Raw genomic sequence first — 18,619 nt, forward strand, 5'->3', positions numbered from 1 at the left:
GCGGTTATCCCACGGATCGCGGCTTGCGCTCATTGTGATACTGCAACCATGAGACTGACCGACTACACCGACTATTCGCTGCGCGTCCTCTTGTACCTCGCTGTGCGCGGGCAGGGTTTGTCGACGATTCAGGATATTTCCGAGGCCTACGGCGTCTCCAAAAACCACCTGATGAAGGTGGTGCAGCAGCTCAGCGAACTCGGCTGGGTGGAGACGGTGCGCGGCCGCAACGGCGGCCTGCGCCTCGCCGAGCGCACCCGCGCGCTGACCGTCGGCGAGATCGTGCGCGCCACCGAAAGCGACTTCGCGCTGGTTGCCTGCCTGCCGGATCAGCACGGCGAACGCCGCGCATGCGTCATTACGCCTCAGTGCCGGTTGCGCAACGTACTGGAAGCGGCGCGCCACGCTTTTCTCGCAGAGCTTGACCGCCATACCATCGACGAGGTCGCCGGTCCGCAAGGGCCGCTGGCCGCGCTGCTCGGCATACGCACGGTGATTCCGGTCGTGCCCGCGTTGCCCGTCGAGCCGGCGAGCGACAACCCGATGCCCGTTGCCTGAACACGGCTTTGCTTGGGACGCCGCGCATTTTCTCGCGTCAGTTGTTCAAAAACTCCACCGGGACTGCAAAAAAGCGCTTGAATCCTGAATAAATCGCCTCATTTTGGTGGTAATCGAAATTGGAGGTCTCGAATGAGAATCGACAAACTCACCACTAAATTCCAGGAAGCGCTGGCGGACGCGCAGAGTCTCGCGGTCGGCCATGACAATCAGTATATCGAGCCGGTTCACGTCCTCGCGGCGCTCGTCGCGCAGCAGGACGGTTCGGCGCGTTCGCTGCTGTCGCGCGCCGGCGTGCACGTGCAGGCTTTGCAAACCGCGCTCGACGAGGCCATTACGCGTCTGCCGCAAGTTCAGGGCACCGACGGCAACGTGCAGATCGGCCGCGAACTGACCGGTCTGTTGAACCAGGCGGACAAGGAAGCGCAGAAGCTCAACGACACGTTCATCGCAAGCGAAATGTTCCTGCTTGCCATCGCCGACGATAAAGGCGAGGCGGGCCGGCTCGCGCGTCAGCATGGCTTGTCGCGCAAGTCGCTCGAAAGCGCGATTGCCGCGGTGCGCGGCGGCTCGCAGGTGCACAGCCAGGACGCCGAAAGCCAGCGTGAAGCGCTCAAGAAGTACACCGTCGATCTGACCGAGCGCGCGCGGGCAGGCAAGCTCGACCCGGTGATCGGACGCGACGACGAAATCCGCCGTTCCATTCAGATTCTGCAACGCCGCACCAAGAACAATCCGGTGCTGATCGGCGAACCGGGTGTCGGCAAGACCGCGATTGTCGAAGGGCTCGCGCAGCGCATCGTCAACGGCGAAGTGCCGGAGACGCTCAAGGGCAAACGGGTGTTGTCGCTCGACATGGCCGCGTTGCTGGCGGGCGCGAAGTATCGCGGCGAATTCGAAGAGCGTCTGAAGGCCGTGCTCAACGACATTGCGAAGGACGAAGGGCAGACCATCGTCTTCATCGACGAAATTCATACGATGGTCGGCGCAGGCAAGGCCGAAGGCGCAATGGACGCGGGCAACATGCTCAAGCCGGCGCTTTCGCGCGGCGAACTGCACTGCGTCGGCGCGACCACGCTCGACGAATATCGCAAGTACATTGAAAAGGACGCCGCGCTCGAGCGCCGCTTCCAGAAGGTGCTCGTCGACGAGCCGACGGTCGAGGCCACGATCGCTATTCTGCGCGGCTTGCAGGAGAAGTACGAACTGCATCACGGCGTGGACATCACCGACCCGGCTATCGTCGCGGCGGCTGAACTGTCGCATCGCTACATTACCGACCGGTTCCTGCCCGACAAGGCCATCGATCTTATCGACGAAGCAGCGTCGAAGATCAAGATGGAAATTGATTCGAAGCCCGAAGAAATGGACCGGCTCGATCGCCGCCTGATCCAGTTGAAGATCGAGCGCGAAGCGGTCAAGAAGGAGAAGGACGAAGCGTCGCAAAAGCGCCTGCAATTGATCGAAGAGGAAATCGAGCGGCTCGATCGCGAATATTCGGACCTGGAAGAAATCTGGACCGCGGAAAAGGCGGCGGTGCAGGGCAGTGCGCAACTGAAGGAAGAGATCGACCGCACGCGAGCCGAGATCACGCGCTTGCAACGTGAAGGCAAGCTCGAGAAAGTCGCCGAGCTGCAGTACGGCAAGCTGCCGGGGCTGGAGGCGCAACTGAAGGAAGTCACGCAGGCCGAGGCGAAGGAGCAGAACAATCCGACGCGGCCGCGCCTGTTGCGCACCCAGGTTGGTGCGGAGGAAATCGCCGAGGTCGTCTCGCGTGCAACCGGCATTCCGGTCTCGCGCATGATGCAGGGCGAGCGCGAAAAGCTGTTGCAGATTGAAGAAAAGCTGCATGAGCGCGTGATCGGCCAGGACGAGGCGATCAGCGCGGTGGCCGACGCAATTCGTCGCTCGCGCGCAGGGCTGTCCGATCCCAACCGTCCGTACGGTTCGTTCCTGTTCCTCGGTCCGACCGGCGTGGGCAAGACGGAGCTGTGCAAGGCGCTGGCTGCGTTCCTGTTCGATTCGGAGGACCACCTCATTCGCATCGACATGAGCGAGTTCATGGAAAAGCACAGTGTGGCGCGTCTGATAGGCGCACCGCCGGGATATGTCGGCTACGAAGAGGGCGGTTATCTGACGGAAGCGGTGCGTCGCAAGCCGTATAGCGTGATTCTGCTAGACGAAATCGAGAAGGCGCATCCGGACGTTTTCAACGTGCTGCTGCAGGTGCTGGACGACGGCCGCATGACCGACGGGCAAGGCCGCACCGTGGACTTCAAGAATACGGTGATCGTGATGACGTCGAACCTCGGTTCGCAAGTCATCCAGTCGATGGTCGGCGAGCCGCAGGAAGCGGTGAAGGACGCGGTGTGGACCGAGGTGAAGCTGCACTTCCGTCCGGAATTCCTGAACCGGATCGACGATGTCGTGGTGTTCCATGCGCTCGACCGCTCGAACGTGCAGTCCATCGCGCGGATCCAGTTGCAGCGCCTACATGAGCGGCTGGCGAAGCTCGACATGCAGTTGGTGGTGTCGGACGAGGCGCTCGAGCATGTCGGCAAGGTTGGCTACGATCCGCTGTTCGGTGCGCGGCCGTTGAAGCGCGCCATCCAGCAGGAGATCGAGAACCCGGTCGCCAAGCTGATACTCGCGGGCAAGTTCGGTCCGAAGGATGTGATTCCGGTCGAACTGGAAGACGGCAATCTCGTGTTCGAGCGTGTCGTGCACTAAACTCGCGGGCCGTCCGACGCGGCATGCGGCAACCTGCGTAGATAGCAAAGCGGCAACGAAGTGATCTTCGTTGCCGCTTTTTTTTTCGGTGCGATTGCGCGCGTTGGCTTGTTTGCCGGTTGGCTTTCGGCTTACGTACGGGCTTGCTTGTTAAGGCGCCTGTTCGCCTGCTCGTTGGTCCGCGTGTTGATGCGCTCAATGTCCGCGCGCCGCGCCCCTAGCTGATGATGCTGCTGGCGCTGGCGCTGGCGCTGGCGCTGGCGCTGGCGTTGCCGCTGGCGCTGCAACCCGCACCGCTGATTACGCCGTGCCCTTGCCGAACAGTGCCGACAAGCCGCCGAGCGCGCCAAGCACGGTCGTAGCGTTCAGTTTGCCTTCGGCCGGCACTTCGCCCTCCGGGGTCGCTGCATTGACCACGTGCGGCAGGATTTGCGACAGAAGGCCGGTCACCTGGTCCGGCTGTACGCCGGCTTTTGCGGCCAGGCTCGTGACGGCTTCGGAGCCAAGCACGCTATGCAGCGCGTCGGCCGCAATCGGCTGATTCTCGCCGTTGCTGATCCACGACGATACGACGTCGCCGAGGCCCTTTTCCTGGAAGCGTTGGACCAGGCCGTTCAGGCCGCCTGGCTGGCTATTGACGAATTCGAGCGCGGCTGCAATCAACGCTTGCTGGCCACCGCCTTCCGGCGATTTGCCGACCAGGGAACCGAGGGTGTCGAGTAGGCTCATGACGGGTCTCTCTTGAATGCCGGCACGTCGCAGACGGCCGGCGGGTGAGGCGCCGCGCGGCTGCGCGGCGTCGAGGGAAGGAAGGCGCACTGCGAAGGCTGTCACAGTGCCTGTCATGCGCAGCACGCACAGACGACACGAAAACCCCGCTCGGCACGCCGCCTTGCTGGTTGAGTCAGTCTCTGACGCCTTCCGCGCCAGACAAGTTCTCTATGCGCCGCCGGAAGCCGCGGTCGCGGACGCCGCTTTGCTCTTCCTCGCTTTTTTCTTCGATGCCTTCGCGCCGGATGCGTCGCCAGGCGCGCTCGCCGCAGTTCCGGTTGCCGCGGCGGTGGCAGTGGTAGCGGTGGTAGCAGTCGGCGTAGACACAGACGCAGCCGCAGCCTCCTTATTCTTCTTCGACGAACGCGACGACTTCGACGCTTTCGCGCCGGAAGCGTCCGCAGGCGCAGCCGGCGTTGCGGTAGTGGCGGCGCTGGTCGTCGCGGTCGCAGGCGCTGCGGTCGCCGCGCCGTTGGCCGCGGGCGCGGCCTTCGTCGCCGGAGACTTCGCGCTCGCGGACGTCGTGGCGGACTTGCTACCCGCCGGCGGCGCCGACGAACCATTGATGGTCAGGCCCGCCGCTTCCAGATTCACCACCGACTTGCTGCCGATGCCCTTGACGCGCGCGGCGAGGTCGTCTGCGCTCCTGAACGGGCCGTTCTTCGTGCGTTCTTCAATGATCGCCTTCGCGTGCGCGGGGCCGATGCCCTTGATCGATTCAAGCGCCGCCTGATCGGCCGAATTCACCTCGACCGCCGCCGTGAGGCCGGCCGACAGCGACAGCGCGAGAGCAACGCAAAGCATCACAAGCTTTTTCAGCATGGCAAGCACTCCATTGAGGGCAAAAAGTAGCCGGGAACGGACGACGCATTCTGTCAGCAGGCGCTGCGCTTAAGCATAGGTCAAATGCGCGCCCTTATTCGCGAACGCCGACGATTTATACCGGCCGATTGATGGCAAGTAAATCACCTTGGACAATCTTTAAACCTTTTGCCTCTGCATCGGGCAGATGTGAGTCCAGACTGCGAAACGCATGAGTGGCTCATCGACAATGACAGCGCGGCGCACTTGACTTAGAGTGCACTCGAAGTCCTAACCTGAGTCCTGTCATGTCGAAAATGTCGAACGCACTCACCATCGGGCAGGTCGCCGGAATCATCGGCGTCTCCACGCACACGCTGCGCTACTACGAGCAGGCCGGGCTGATTCGCGAGGTCGGCCGCACGCAGGCGGGGCATCGTCTGTATTCGCCGGCCGATCTCGACTGGCTGCGCTTCGTGATGCGCCTGAAGGCGACCGGCATGCCGATCGCCGGCATGCAGGCCTTTGCGGCGCTGCGGGCCGAAGGTCAGCAGACGGTGGGCGCGCGTCGCGACATGCTCGCCGCGCATCGCGATGCGGTTCTCGCGCAGATCGCCGAATTGCAGACGAACCTCGGCGCGATCATCGACAAGATCGCATATTACGAAGGCGAAGCGGCCCGCAAGCTGCCCGCGGCCGGCAGCCGGACACGACGGATCGACGACACCTCATCGTTCTCACACTCGGAAAAGGACTCACCATGGACCACGCACAAACCGACCGCTACACGCAAGGCTGGAACAAACTGAGAGAAATAGACGGCGCAGCCGGCGAGCAGGTGATTGCGGCGCTGGCACCGATCGCGCCGGATTTCGGGCGTCTTCTGATCGAGTTCGGTTTCGGCGATATTTACAGCCGTCCGCAACTCGATCTGCGGGCGCGCGAAATTGCGACGATCGCTTCGCTCGCCACGCTCGGCTGCGCGCAGCCGCAGTTGAAGGTGCATATCGAGGCGGCGCTGAACGTCGGCTGCACGCGTGAGGAAATCGTCGAGGTGTTCATGCAGATGGCGCTCTACGCAGGCTTTCCGGCGGCGTTGAACGCGCTGTTCGCGGCCCGCGAAATTTTCGAGCGCCACGATCAGGCATCGCAAGAAGCGGGGGAGGGAAAGGCCACTGCCATGGCGTAGGCAATGGCATAGGCGGTGGCCCAGCCAATGGCGTAAGAAGTGGCACAGGCAATGGCACAGGCAGTGGCGTAGGCAATGGCATAGGCGGCGGTCAAGCCAATGGCGTAGGAAGTGGCGCAGGCAATGGCCCAGCCGGCCTCAGCGCGCGGCTTCGCGCACGCCCCGCGCATGCACGCCGCCGCCGCCGCGCGTGGGCCTGCCGCGTCACATGCCGGCGTCAGTGCTCAATGCGCGGGCGGCGCGCACATGGCGTCGGCTGATCACACGCCAGTAAAGCAGCAGGCCAATGCCGGCGATCGCGAGACTCGCCGTGTTGGCAACCCAGAAGCCGCGCGCGCCAGTCAGCCATGACGGAATCGTGCCGCTCACGTTGAAGCCAAGCAGATAACCGCCGCCAAGCCCCACGCCCCAAAGCGCGACCGCGTAGATTGCGGTCGGCACCACAGCCACCTTGTAGGCGCGCAACACGAAGGCGGTGGTGATCTGCAACGCGTCGAAGAAGTGATAGCAGACGACGATCAGCACGAGCGGCATCGCAGCCGCGACGACCTGTGGGTTCGGCGTATAGCCCGCGATTACATACGGGCGCAGCGCGAGCACGATCACGCCGTAACAGCAGGCGATCGCGACGGCCATCATGATGCCGTGGCGCGACAGCGTGCGCGCCGCTTCAGGGCGATGCGCGCCGAGCGCCTGGGCGACCAGCGTCGACGAAGCAATGCCGATGGCAAGCGGTGTCATGTAAAGCACTGCGCCTATGTTGCCGGCGATCTGGTGTCCGGCGAGTGTGGTCGTGCCGAAGCGCGCGATAAAAAGCGCCATGAACGTGTACGACGTGACTTCGATCAGATAGGACAGCCCCATCGGAATGCCGAGCCGCAACTGCGCCGCCTGGCGCCGCCAGACCGGCCAGCAGAAGCGCTTGAAGATCGCGAAGGGCGTGAACACGTCGACGCGCGTGAGCAGCGTCATGCCGACAAGCGCGAGCGCCCAGTTGATCAGGCTGCTCGCGAGCGCGCAGCCGGGGCCGCCGAGCGCCGGCACACCTAAACCGCCGAAGATGAACCACGTATTGAGCGGGACTTTCAGCAGCAGCCCACCCACCTGCAGGATCATCACGAGCCGCGGCTTGCCCACCGCATTGCTGATCGAACCATAGACCCGAAAAGCGAGACCGGCAGGCAGGCCGAACGCGAGTATGCGCAGATACGACACCGTGCGCTCGTGCAGCGCGTCGGGCACGCGGGCGAGGTGCAGCAGACGGCCGGGAAAGAACAGGATCAGAAAGCCGATCACCGTCAGCGCGAGCGCGAGCCACAGTGCCTGCCGCACTTCTTCGCCGATCTCGTCGTAGCGGCGCGCACCGTACAGTTGCGCGGTGATTGGTTGCAGCGCCGTGAGAATCCCCGTCAAGCCGATGTAGACCGAGATATAGATCGACGACCCGAGGCCAAGCGCGGCAAGATCGACCGCCGAGTAACGGCCGACCATGGCCGTGTCGATTACGCCGAACGCGATGATCGCCAGTTGGCCGATCAGCACCGGCCAGGCGAGCCCTGCGATTTTCCGTAGGTCGGCAAGCATGTTCGTTCAGTTGGCTTTCTTGTGCCAGCTGCGCCGTTTGACGACTGGCGGCTTGGGCCGGTCAATGCGCACATACAGACGGAAGCGTTCGTCGCGGTCGGCCACGCGCCGGCCTTCCCACACGAGCTTCCACACGAAGTTGGACATTGCGCTCGGCTCGCCGTATTCCTGGGTGTCCTGACGCAGAATGACGTCGCAATCCTCATTGAAGGAGAAATGCATGTCGCCGAAATAAGCAAACGTCGCGATCTGCGCATTGCCGAGGCGCACAGGCGATATGCAGGTGTAGTCCTCCGGCAGATGGCTCGCAATCTGTTCGGCGACGTCCTTGTAGGTCCGGCTGTAGTTGACGACCGGCAGCCACAAGGTCATCAGCAGCACCCACATGAGCGTTGTGCCTGCGCTCGAGAGCACCACGCTGCGCCAGAGCACCTTGGGATGGCGCGCGAGGCGCCACTGCACGAGTACGAACCAGCAGAGCGTCACCGCCACCGCGCAGAGAAACGACAGAATCTTGAACTGCGGCGCAAAGCCCGGCGCAAGACGCGCGAGGTTGCGCGCAAGCGGATGTGGAAAACCAGTCAGGCCGGCCACGTAGACGAGCCAGACGAAGCTGCCGAGAATCGTGAAGCTGAGCAGCGCAAACCAGTCGATCGCGTTGATCGCGCCGCGCTTGAGCGTAGGCAGCGCGAAGGCGGCCAGCACCGCGAGCGCGGGCAGCAGCAGCATATAGAGCCGGTTCGACTGATGGCTTTGCAGCACGACCAGCACGAGTAGCGGCCCGATCACCGAAAGCGGAATGGCGACGTGCGGCGCGCGGCGCAGCCCCGACCAGCTGAACCAGGCCCACAGCGCGAGCGGCCACGCGGGCCATGTGAAGAGCGGCAGGTTCTTGAGCGCGTAGGCCGCAACCGAGCCCGGCGGGCCGGCAAACGAGCTCAGACTCACATGCACCCATTGGTTCAGATACCAGACGGCGTCGACGGGAAAGGCAGCCAGCGCGGCAATCGGCCAGGCGACGGAAATCGCGAGGGCAATCGGCAGGCCCGCCAGCAGCAGCCAGCGCGAGCGCGTTTCGCGCACGATCAGGGTCATCGCGAGTGTGCCGAGCAACAGCGCGCCGACCAGCACCGGGCTGCTGGCGAGCGTCACGAGCCCGACTGCGAGCCCCCAGATCGACGCGCCCTGAATCGGTTTGTCGATCATTCGCACGAGGCCGTACACCAGCATTGCAATGCCGACGAATTGCGCGAGCTGCGGCGTGGTTTCATGGCCGCGTTCGGCGAGGCCGAAGCACGCCAGCAGAATCAGCAGCGCGCCGTCGGCCAGCGTGCGGCCGTAGTCGCGCGGCTCCGGCTCGCCGCCGAACGCGTACTTGAACGGCTGGACTTCGGCGCGCCGGCCGAGCAGGTAGGCCGCGTACCAGACGAACGCGCAGCCCGCGCAAAACAGCAGGCCAGTGAAGACGCGCGAGGCATTGCTTGCGTCGACCCACGGCGCCAGCGCGCGGATTGCGCTTGCTCCTAGCCAGTAGCCGAGCGGACCGTCTTCAGTCAGATATTTGCCGACCAGATTGGGCAAGAGCCAGTCGTGCGCCGTCCCGTTCGCCATGGTCCACATCACGCCGAAGCCGGCTGCGTCCTCGTTCTTCCATGGATCGCGGCCGAACAGGCCGAACGACGCGTAGACGATGCAGATGGTCAACAGCAGCCAGCGCGGCAGCGCACTGGTCGCAGAGGCAGTGAGGCGAACGACAGGTCTCATGCGGTTTGAATTATTGGATAATCGAAAGCCGCCATCGGAGTGCGAGTCCGGCTGAGACGGGCTGGTTTGAGCATCCGGCATTGTAGTCGGCGGGCAGTGTGCGCGTCACGACCGGTAACGGCGCGCAACGGCGTCGGGCGCGCCGTAACGACACGTAGCCCGCGCCCGATGCACAGCCTCGCGCTGGCGCAGCAGAGGAATGCCGCTGCGGGCCGGCAGGTGACAAAAAAGGGCAGCTTACGCTGCCCTTCGTTTTTGCTGCATCGCTGCCGGCCGGAGCTGGCAAAACGCTGTTCAGGCGTATTACTTCGCTGCGGCCTTGCCGGTAGCGCGCGAGCCGAACTTGTTGCGGAACTTCTCGACGCGGCCTGCCGTGTCCATGATCTTTTGCTGACCCGTGTAGAACGGATGCGATTCCGACGACACTTCGATCTTGGCGAGCGGGTAGGTCTTGCCGTTGAATTCAGCGGTTTCACGCGTCTGGATCGTGGAGCGCGTGACAAACCTGAAGTCGTTCGACACGTCGACGAACAGGACTTCGCGGTAATCCGGGTGAATGCCTTCTTTCATGGTCTTTCCTTTAATCTGGCGGTAGCCAACCCGCGTGAGGCCGCTGTTGCGCGGACCGCATCTTGGCGCGAGCCACTTGCCTAGGGTCGAAAAAACGCGATTATGCCAGAAAATCAGTTGCTTGACGAATTCCCCGAGGTTTTTCGACCGATTGCGGGCGTGCGTGCGCCTCTTTCCAGTGTTACAGCGATGCAAAGCTCAGACCGACGCGCGCCGGATCCTGACGGTAATAGCGGGCGAGGAGCCGGTACAGTTCCGGATATTCCGTCTCGAAGGCCTGTGGCTTGACGAAAAGCGCCTCGCTGCACACCGCGAAGAACTCCGACGGGTGATCGGCGGCGTACGGATCGATCAGCGATTCACGCTCGAAGCGCGTCCAGCGGCGCTGCGGCACCGCGTCGACGCGGGCGCAGAACTGGTCGTAGGCGGAATCGAACACGTCGGCCCACGCGTTCGTATCGAGCGGCGCATGCCAGCGGCGGATCAGCGGCGGGTGGCCGTCCGCCTCGCCGTTCAGCATGTCGATCTTGTGCGCGAATTCGTGGATCACCACGTTGTACGCGTCGAGGCCGTCCGTCATCTGCGCGTCTTCCCACGACAGGATCACCGGGCCGCCTTCCCAGGCCTCGCCGCTTGCATCCTGCTCGACTTCGTGAACCACGCCGTCCTCGTCCTCGACGGTCTTGCGAATCACGAATTCGCCCGGATAGACGATCACGCCGACCCATCCGCGGTACAGGTCAAGGCTCAGATTCAGCACCGGCAAGCAGGCTTGCGCTGCGATCGCGACGGTCATCGCGTCGGTCAATTCCAGCTCGTGCGCTGTGGAGAACTCCTTCTGCGCGATGAACAGGCTGCTCATTTCGCGCAGGCGTGCGAGGTCCGGCGGGTCCAGATGCGCGAGAAACGGCAGGCCGTCGAGCGTGGCTTGCCACAGCGTGTCGCCAATCGCGTAGTCTCGCAGCGCGCGCTGACGCCGACGGGCGCCGAGCCATTGAGTCAGTTTGGAGAGCATGGGCCGATAAAAACCATTAGTCGATCTGGGTTTGCCAGGCGGCGAAAATCCTCCGCATGTCGTAAGGCCGAACAGGAAGTTGGAGCCGTCCAGCGCACTCGCAAACCGTCCTGCCGCGCCACTGCCCGCTGGTTTCGATGGCAGCCAACGCAGGTGCATAGGGCGGCGTGTGCGCGGCAGCAGAAAAGTCGTGGGTGAGCGCGGCAAGCGAGTGCTGGAACCACGAATTGTACGGATTCACGGGCTTCGCGACGCGCGTCCGGTGCAACGCCTGACGATGCCGCACGACAACGACTAATGCCGCGGTCGCAAACGAGATGGTCAGTTGCCGCGAGCTAGTGTTGAGGTGGTATGACCAGGTGCGCATTCCTCTATCGCGAAGATTCGGAATGTGTCGTCGGGGACCGGCAGCACGATGGATGGCAACCCCAGGCGGCGAAGCAGCGGTGGTTTCGCGAGCGCCGCCACGCCGCCTCAGGTGGTGTTCGTCTCAGCCACGCGGCCGTGAGCGCGGCACCGCGGCACGTGGCTTTTTCGCGCGCTGTGTTGCTGAGTCCACCGTCGGGGCCATCTTGTCTTTTGCGCGGCTTTTGCCTGGTTTAACGGCGCTCCCCGTGTTACGCGCTTTACTGGTTTTCACAGACGCGCGGCGGGGCTGCTCGAGCACCGCGCCCGCATTCTCGCCCGCAAGGCGGCGTTTCAGATGGTCGAGATCCAGGCTCAATCGCTAACGCAGCTTTTGCGCTTCCCGCAACTCGCGGCGCATGGCCTGAATGCGCGTGTCGAGCGCAGCGGCCTGCTCGGCAATCGCGTCGTGAATCTGCTGTAGCGATCCGGTCGAAACACGCCGCTTGCCGCTGACCGGCCCCATGAGTCGTTCGAGCATGTCGCATGATGCCATGCAGGGAAAAACCCAGCGACCGCAAACGCAGAATGCGTTCGAACCGCTGCAGGCCCTCTTCGTCGTAAAGGCGGTAGCGGCCCTCGCTGCGCGTGGTCGACACGAGTCCGCGCTCCTCGTAGTACTTCAATGTGCGCGGGGTCACGCCGAGACGCCCGGCGGCCTCGCGTACGGTCAGGAGGGCAGGCGAGTCGGTTGTCATGCGCATTGGCATCCGGAGCGAGCAGGTGAGCGTCGATCGTACCTCAACGTATACGTACGCGTACAAGCCGGCCAATGCTTGGAACAAGCGGCTGCGGCCTGCCGGTCACTTAAAACCACTGGACGAAAAAAAACCGCTCATCGGCAACGAGCGGTTTGTGCGTGAGATGTTGACTGACGCGCAGCTTAGCTGCCGCCGCCACGCCGCATCATGTCGAAAAATTCGGAGTTGCTCTTGGTCTGGCGGATCTTGTCGAGCAGGAATTCCATCGACTCGACCTCGTCCATGTCGTGAATGAACTTGCGCAGCACCCAGATCTTTTGCAGCACTTCGGGCTTGATCAGCAGTTCTTCGCGCCGCGTGCCGGACTTGTTCAGATTGATGGACGGATACACGCGCTTCTCGGCCAGACGGCGCTCGAGGTGCACTTCCATATTGCCCGTGCCCTTGAACTCTTCGTAGATCACGTCGTCCATGCGGCTGCCGGTTTCGATCAGCGCCGTGCCGATGATGGTGAGCGAGCCGCCTTCCTCGATATTGCGCGCCGCGCCGAAGAAGCGCTTCGGACGTTGCAGCGCGTTCGCGTCCACACCGCCCGTCAGCACCTTGCCCGAAGCCGGTACCACAGTGTTGTATGCACGCGCGAGACGCGTGATCGAGTCGAGCAGGATCACCACGTCGTTCTTCATTTCGACGAGGCGCTTGGCTTTTTCGATCACCATTTCGGCGACCTGCACGTGACGTGCAGCCGGTTCGTCGAACGTGGAGGCGATCACTTCGCCGGCCACCGAGCGCTGCATTTCCGTCACTTCCTCCGGGCGCTCGTCGATCAGCAGGACAAACAGGACGACGTCCGGATGGTTCTGCTTGATGGCGTGCGCGATGTGCTGAAGCATCACGGTCTTGCCGGACTTGGGCGAGGCAACGAGCAGGCCGCGCTGGCCCTTGCCGATAGGCGCGATCATGTCGATGATGCGGCCCGTCACGTTTTCTTCGCCACGCATTTCACGTTCGAGCAGCAGCACCTTGTTCGGGTGCAGCGGCGTCAGATTTTCGAACATGATCTTGTGCTTCGAGGCCTCCGGCGGCTGGCCGTTGACCTTGTCCACCTTCACCAGCGCGAAATAGCGCTCGCCGTCTTTCGGCGTGCGCACTTCGCCTTCGATCGTGTCGCCCGTATGCAGGTTAAAGCGGCGGATTTGCGACGGACTGATGTAGATGTCGTCCGTGCTGGCGAGGTAGGAGGTTTCCGGTGAGCGCAGGAAGCCGAAGCCGTCCGGCAGCACTTCGAGCGTGCCGTCGCCGAAGATCGTATCGCCCGTTTTGGCTCGTTTTTTTAGAATGGCGAACATCAATTCCTGCTTGCGCAGGCGGTTCGCACTTTCGATCTCGAGGCCATTGGCCATCTCGATCAATTCGGACACGTGCAGAGTCTTAAGCTCGGATAAATGCATACGGAGAACCCGCAGGAGAAGGTGCGACGAAATGAAATCTGGGAGGAGAAGTGAGCGGAACCGCTCAAGGACTTACACGTCTTTTCGACGTTTTGCGGATTCTAGCATAGCACACGCCAGTTCCCGCCAGTGCGCCGTCACGGCATCTTTGTGAGGACAAACGTTGCCGGCTGACAACAGGACAGAAGGCAGCAGAGCGGTGCTACGCGGGCGCGAGCGGGTCCGGTCGGACCACGCGGTGCGCCCGCGCAAGCGCTTTACAGGTTGCCGTCGAGGAATGCCGTCAGTTGGGACTTCGACAATGCGCCGACCTTTTGCGCGGCGACCGCGCCGTTCTTGAAGAGAATCAGCGTGGGGATGCCGCGCACACCGAACTTCACCGGAGTGGATTGATGTTCGTCGACGTTGATCTTGGCGATCTGCAGGCGATCGGCGTAATCCTTCGCGACCTCGTCGAGGATCGGCGCGATCATCTTGCACGGACCGCACCATTCAGCCCAGAAGTCGAGCAGCACGGGTTTATCGGATTTCACGACGTCCTGTTCGAAGGATGCGTCGCTAATATGCTTGATCTGTTCGCTCATTGAATACCTCTATCGGTTCGAGGCCCGCCTGAATTGCTCGCCACGATATGTCAAAAACCAAGGAAACTTCGGTTCGCTTAGCCGCATCCGGAGCTTCGCCGCTTCGCACGAAAAGTCTGCGACTGTTCGTGAATACGCGGAGGGCTCGCGCTTGCGGGTCATCCGTACGGCAGTTTAGCTTAATTCGCTATCCGTTGCCGGGGGTGATAGTAGCCGTCAGAGGCAGCGGGGCCGATGGTTGCCGATCGCTGCCGATGACTGCCCACGAAGTGCCACCGTGTTTTATCAACTGCGACGTAGCCTATCTGGAGGCGCGGCGCACGAACTCAAGAGAGACTGCAGGGCGCGCCACGCGCGCCTCGCGGAAAGAGGCGCTTGGCGATTGCGCGCACGCTTCACACCGTGCTCGTCGTTTTGCTCGCATTAACAGTCGCGCAACCAGCGCGGCAATGATAGAATGTTTGGTGACGGGCCTCCTCGCATGGAGGGATGGTCAACCTGGTCAGGTCGGGAACGAAGCAGCCACAGCCGTTTTCCACCAGTGCCGAGGGTCAGGCTCGTCACCTTCCTCCTTTCTGTTCGTTCCGCTCGTTCTGTTTCCTTCCGGTTGTTTCCCCTGTGTTCCCCCCGTTTTTCTTAGGTCTGGTGAGAGCGAGAGCGCATTCCCTGCGGATGCCGGTTTGGCGTGCCTCATGGCTCTGCGGCGTCCCGCCGTGCCTGCGCGCGAGTGGCTCAGGCTCACCAGTCTTGCCATAAGCCTGCGCGCGCTGTTGACGTAACGCCTCCGCGGCATTGCCAGCGCGGCTGCACAATATTTTTCTATCGGTCCGTTAGGCGTTACCAATCGGCGGGCGGCGCCCGTGCGCGCGGGCCACCGAATCGGCTTTGCACGGCATTGTTACTGATACAATTTCCGGATGACCTATCAAGTTCTCGCACGCAAATGGCGGCCGAAGGATTTCGCGTCGCTCGTCGGACAGGAGCACGTGGTGCGCGCGCTCACGCACGCGCTCGACGGTGGCCGTCTGCACCACGCCTATCTGTTTACCGGCACGCGGGGCGTCGGCAAGACCACGCTGTCGCGCATCTTCTCGAAGGCGCTCAATTGCGAGACGGGTGTAACGTCTACGCCGTGCGGCGTGTGCCGCGCGTGTCGCGAAATCGACGAAGGGCGCTTTGTCGACTATGTCGAAATGGACGCGGCGAGTAACCGCGGTGTCGACGAAATGGCGGCGCTCCTCGAGCGCGCGGTGTACGCGCCGGTCGACGCGCGCTTCAAGGTCTATATGATCGACGAAGTGCACATGCTCACGAACCACGCCTTCAACGCAATGCTGAAGACGCTGGAAGAGCCGCCGCCGCACGTCAAGTTCATTCTCGCCACCACCGACCCGCAGAAAATTCCCGTCACGGTGCTGTCGCGCTGCCTGCAATTCAATCTGAAGCAGATGCCGGCCGGTCATATCGTCTCGCACCTCGAGCACATTCTCGGCGAGGAGAAAGTGCCGTACGAGGCACAGGCGCTGCGCCTGCTCGCCCGTGCCGCAGACGGTTCGATGCGCGACGCGCTGTCGCTGACCGACCAGGCCATCGCCTATTCGGCCAATCAGGTCAATGAAGAGGCGGTGCGCGGCATGCTCGGCGCGCTCGACCAAAGCTACCTGATCCGCCTGCTCGACGCGCTCGCGCAAGGCGACGGCGCCGCGGTACTCGCCATCGCCGACGAAATGGCGTTGCGCAGCCTGTCGTTTTCCACCGCGCTGCAAGATCTGGCGAGCCTGCTGCACCGCGTTGCGTGGGCGCAGTTCGCGCCGTCGTCGGTGCTCGACGAGTGGCCGGAGGCCGGCGATCTGCGCCGCTTCGCAGACACGCTCAGCGCGGAACAGGTGCAGTTGTTCTATCAGATCGCGACCATCGGGCGCAGCGAACTGGGTCTCGCGCCCGACGAATACGCCGGCTTCACCATGACGCTGCTGCGCATGCTGGCATTCGAGCCGGCTCCGACGGGCGGCGGTGGCGGCGCCACCGGCTCCGGCCGGCAAGCCGCTCAGGCGGCCGCGAGCGGCACAAGACCGGCGGGCGCGCCTGCGGTGGCTGCGCAGCAACGGGCGTCGGCCCTGTCTGCCGATGCTTCGGGTTCATCCGCCTCCCAGCCGTCTGTCGCGCCAACCCGACCCGGTTCGGCAGGGCCGGTTGCTGCTGTGTCGCCGGCGCGCGATGCGCAAAAAAATGACGCTGCGGCGTCAGGTGAGACTGCTGCTATTGACGAGTCACATGGCGGCGGCGATTCGTTGCGAGCCGATGAGCGCAACGCAAAGCCGGCAGCGCAAGCAGTAGCGGGACAAGTTGCTGAAGGCGCCACTCTCGAACCGGCGGCTCTAGAAGTAAGTCAGGCGAGCAAGCCTGACGTTGCGTCAACTGCCGCGCAGGCTCGTGCGGTGCAGTCGCCGGCGGACAGGCAGGAGCCCACGCCGTCGACCGCAACGTCCGCGGCTGCCCAGGCCGCTGGAGCGCCGACTCTCGCGCCGTGGGAGGACGCGCCGGCTGATCCGGCAGCGTCTGCCGTTCCCGCCGATGCGCCGGCAGCAACAGCGAGCGCCCCGGCCGACAACCCGTCTTTGGCAATGGCAACGGCGCCCGCGCCGGTTGCCGCACTGGAACACCCGGCTAGTGCTGCGTCTGACCCCGCGTCCATCATTGCAACGGCGCCTGATGACGCGCCGCCGGCCGGCTTGAGCGCACCGGCTGCTGCAGCCTCGGCGCGCGCGAGCGAAGCCGCCGGCTCGCCAAGCGCGAACCAGCAAGCGGCCGCTTCGCAGGCGCCAGCGCCGCGCCGCGCAGGCGGCGCCAGCGCCGCACTGGACGTGCTGCGCAGCGCCGGCCTTAAAGTATCTTCCGATCGTGGCCGTGCAGGCGCCCGGTCTGCCGCGTCCGCCGTAGTGGCTCCAGCGGCAAAGCCGGCCGGGCCACGCGTCGTGGTCCCTGTGCCGACCCCTGGTGCGCAGCGCGAGACCCCACCGCAGGCCGCGGCGCGGGCGCCGGCACAATCCGCACAATCGGCACAATCGGCACCCCGCAACGACGTGCGGCAAAGCGGCTCGCCGGTGCCTCCGTGGGACGACATGCCGCCCGACGACTACATGCCGCTCTCCGCCTCGGACGACGGTTATTACGGTCCGCCGGACGACAACTACATGCCGGTGTTCGACAGCGGCCCCGACGATGTGCGTGTCAACGCACCGGCCGCTTCCGTGCCCGCACCCGTCGTCGATCAGCGCCCGCTGCCGCCCGCCGTGCCGCTCGATCCACTCGGCTTCGCGGGAGACTGGCCCGCGCTCGCGGTCGATCTGCCGCTCAAGGGCATCTCGTATCAGCTCGCGTTCAACAGCGAGCTGATGGCACTCGAAGGCAACACGCTGAAGCTGAACGTGCCGGTGCCGCAGTACGCGGAGAGCTCGCAGGTTGCGAAGCTCAAGGCGGCGCTCGCCGAAAAGCTCGGCCAGAACGTCGAGGTAGTGGTCGAAGTCGGCCCGGCGCGCCGCACGGCGGCTGCCCGCGACGCCGCGCTGCGCGCGCAGCGCCAGCAGGAAGCGGAGCGCGAGCTCAGCGCCGATCCGTTCGTGCAGTCGCTGATCCGCGAATTCGGCGCGAGCATCGTGCCCGGCTCGATTCGCCCGATTACTCCGGACGCTGGGGCGAACGGCGCGTCCCCGGTCCACTGATTCGCCGCGCGTCGCACTGCAAGCATACTGACAGCGCGCGCCATTTCCGAATTTCACGCTATCAAGAAGGAGCATTTCCATGATGAAAGGTCAACTCGCCGGGCTGATGAAACAGGCCCAGCAGATGCAGGAAAACATGAAGAAGATGCAGGAGCAGCTTGCTCAGATCGAAGTCGAAGGGCAGTCGGGCGCGGGCCTCGTCAAAGTGACGATGACCTGCAAGAACGACGTGCGCCGCGTTTCGATCGACCCGAGCCTGCTCGCCGACGACAAGGACATGCTGGAAGACCTGGTCGCCGCTGCATTCAACGACGCCGTGCGCAAGGCCGAAGCCACCGCTCAGGAAAAGATGGGCGGCATGACCTCGGGCCTGCCGCTGCCGCCGGGCTTCAAACTGCCGTTCTGAGCGACGCGCCGTAGCGGACAAGCGGGCGGGCGCGGCGCGAGTGGCAGAGTCGCATTGGAGCGCATCGTGTGTGAAAAAATCGGGCAAACGCTCGACTCGCGTTGCAGGGGAGCCGCGCGTGTGAGGAGAGGCCGAGGTTGTCTGAGGTTGCCCGACAGCGCCCGTCGCGCAGCTCGAGTCCAGTCCGAGTGGAGCTCGAATGCCGCTTGATCGCAGCCCGATCGCAGCCCGATTGCAATCCGAATGCCGCCCGATTGCCGCCCGATTGCAGTCCCGGCGAAGCCGCGTTTTCAGCGTGCCTGGCCGCGCTGATGGATGCTTCGCACTGCGCGTTTCGCACTGCCCGCCGTTCGTTTGGCAATACGTAC

At 63.8% G+C, this 18,619-nt stretch carries 14 protein-coding genes, 1 other RNA gene and 1 pseudogene; 7 read left to right on the forward strand and 9 right to left on the reverse strand.

The features are described from left to right. The first annotated feature begins 48 nt into the window (after positions 1–48). Both F757_RS0109230 and clpB read left to right on the forward strand, forming a co-directional pair. Complete coding sequence (locus F757_RS0109230; RefSeq protein ID WP_027211148.1) at positions 49–558, forward strand: Rrf2 family transcriptional regulator; 510 nt, start codon at positions 49–51, stop codon at positions 556–558. A gap of 132 nt (positions 559–690) precedes the next feature. Then, positions 691–3,288: an ATP-dependent chaperone ClpB gene (clpB, locus tag F757_RS0109235; protein ID WP_027211149.1), complete on the forward strand. Its 2,598-nt coding sequence runs from the start codon at positions 691–693 to the stop codon at positions 3,286–3,288. Between the two features lie 300 nt (positions 3,289–3,588). Here the strand turns inward: clpB and F757_RS0109245 are convergent, their stop codons facing one another. Continuing rightward, positions 3,589–4,017 carry a YidB family protein gene (locus tag F757_RS0109245; RefSeq protein WP_027211150.1) on the reverse strand — a complete coding sequence of 143 codons (429 nt, stop codon included), beginning with the start codon at positions 4,015–4,017 and terminating at the stop codon, positions 3,589–3,591. A 210-nt stretch (positions 4,018–4,227) separates the two neighbouring features. Continuing rightward, positions 4,228–4,881 (reverse strand): ComEA family DNA-binding protein, encoded by a 654-nt coding sequence (locus F757_RS0109250; protein WP_027211151.1) that lies wholly within the window; start codon positions 4,879–4,881, stop codon positions 4,228–4,230. Between the two features lie 287 nt (positions 4,882–5,168). On the opposite strand from F757_RS0109250, the gene F757_RS0109255 reads away from it, so the two are divergent. Both F757_RS0109255 and F757_RS0109260 read left to right on the forward strand, forming a co-directional pair. Then, a complete protein-coding gene (locus tag F757_RS0109255) occupies positions 5,169–5,669 on the forward strand; it encodes a MerR family transcriptional regulator (protein WP_027211152.1) in 501 nt (166 codons plus the stop codon). Then, a complete protein-coding gene (locus F757_RS0109260; protein WP_027211153.1) occupies positions 5,621–6,049 on the forward strand; it encodes a carboxymuconolactone decarboxylase family protein in 429 nt (142 codons plus the stop codon). Before F757_RS0109255 ends, F757_RS0109260 begins: the two co-directional genes overlap by 49 nt. Positions 6,050–6,253: 204 nt before the next feature. Here F757_RS0109260 and F757_RS0109265 read toward each other — a convergent pair whose 3' ends face one another. From F757_RS0109265 to trxA, 7 genes and pseudogenes are all read right to left on the reverse strand, one after another. Further along, on the reverse strand, positions 6,254–7,633 hold the full coding sequence (locus F757_RS0109265) for an MATE family efflux transporter (protein WP_027211154.1): 1,380 nt from the start codon (positions 7,631–7,633) through the stop codon (positions 6,254–6,256). Between the two features lie 6 nt (positions 7,634–7,639). Then, positions 7,640–9,397: an ArnT family glycosyltransferase gene (locus tag F757_RS0109270; protein WP_027211155.1), complete on the reverse strand. Its 1,758-nt coding sequence runs from the start codon at positions 9,395–9,397 to the stop codon at positions 7,640–7,642. A gap of 303 nt (positions 9,398–9,700) precedes the next feature. Continuing rightward, positions 9,701–9,967, reverse strand: coding sequence for a type B 50S ribosomal protein L31 (locus F757_RS0109275; RefSeq protein WP_027211156.1), 267 nt, complete (start codon positions 9,965–9,967; stop codon positions 9,701–9,703). 181 nt (positions 9,968–10,148) lie between these two features. Continuing rightward, positions 10,149–10,982, reverse strand: coding sequence for a M90 family metallopeptidase (locus tag F757_RS0109280; RefSeq protein ID WP_027211157.1), 834 nt, complete (start codon positions 10,980–10,982; stop codon positions 10,149–10,151). A 619-nt stretch (positions 10,983–11,601) separates the two neighbouring features. Beyond that, a pseudogene (locus F757_RS33250) lies at positions 11,602–12,085 on the reverse strand (MerR family transcriptional regulator); the annotation flags it as partial. Positions 12,086–12,270: 185 nt separating this feature from the next. Next, complete coding sequence (gene rho / locus F757_RS0109295) at positions 12,271–13,539, reverse strand: transcription termination factor Rho (RefSeq protein WP_006048863.1); 1,269 nt, start codon at positions 13,537–13,539, stop codon at positions 12,271–12,273. A 257-nt stretch (positions 13,540–13,796) separates the two neighbouring features. Next, positions 13,797–14,123: a thioredoxin TrxA gene (gene trxA, locus F757_RS0109300; protein WP_006048864.1), complete on the reverse strand. Its 327-nt coding sequence runs from the start codon at positions 14,121–14,123 to the stop codon at positions 13,797–13,799. Positions 14,124–14,589: 466 nt separating this feature from the next. Between trxA and ffs the strand changes: the two genes are divergently transcribed. From ffs to F757_RS0109315, 3 genes are all read left to right on the forward strand, one after another. Continuing rightward, an RNA gene (gene ffs, locus F757_RS34990) (signal recognition particle sRNA small type) lies at positions 14,590–14,688 on the forward strand. 352 nt (positions 14,689–15,040) lie between these two features. Continuing rightward, entirely contained in the window at positions 15,041–17,845 is a 2,805-nt protein-coding gene (gene dnaX, locus F757_RS0109310; RefSeq protein WP_027211159.1) for a DNA polymerase III subunit gamma/tau, read from the forward strand. Between the two features lie 79 nt (positions 17,846–17,924). Continuing rightward, the gene (locus tag F757_RS0109315; protein WP_006048866.1) at positions 17,925–18,251 is read left to right on the forward strand and encodes a YbaB/EbfC family nucleoid-associated protein; all 327 of its coding nucleotides are present in this window, start codon (positions 17,925–17,927) and stop codon (positions 18,249–18,251) included. Positions 18,252–18,619 lie beyond the last annotated feature (368 nt).

It is taken from the genome of Burkholderia sp. WSM2232 (assembly GCF_000472545.1).
In the GTDB taxonomy this organism is placed as follows: domain Bacteria; phylum Pseudomonadota; class Gammaproteobacteria; order Burkholderiales; family Burkholderiaceae; genus Paraburkholderia.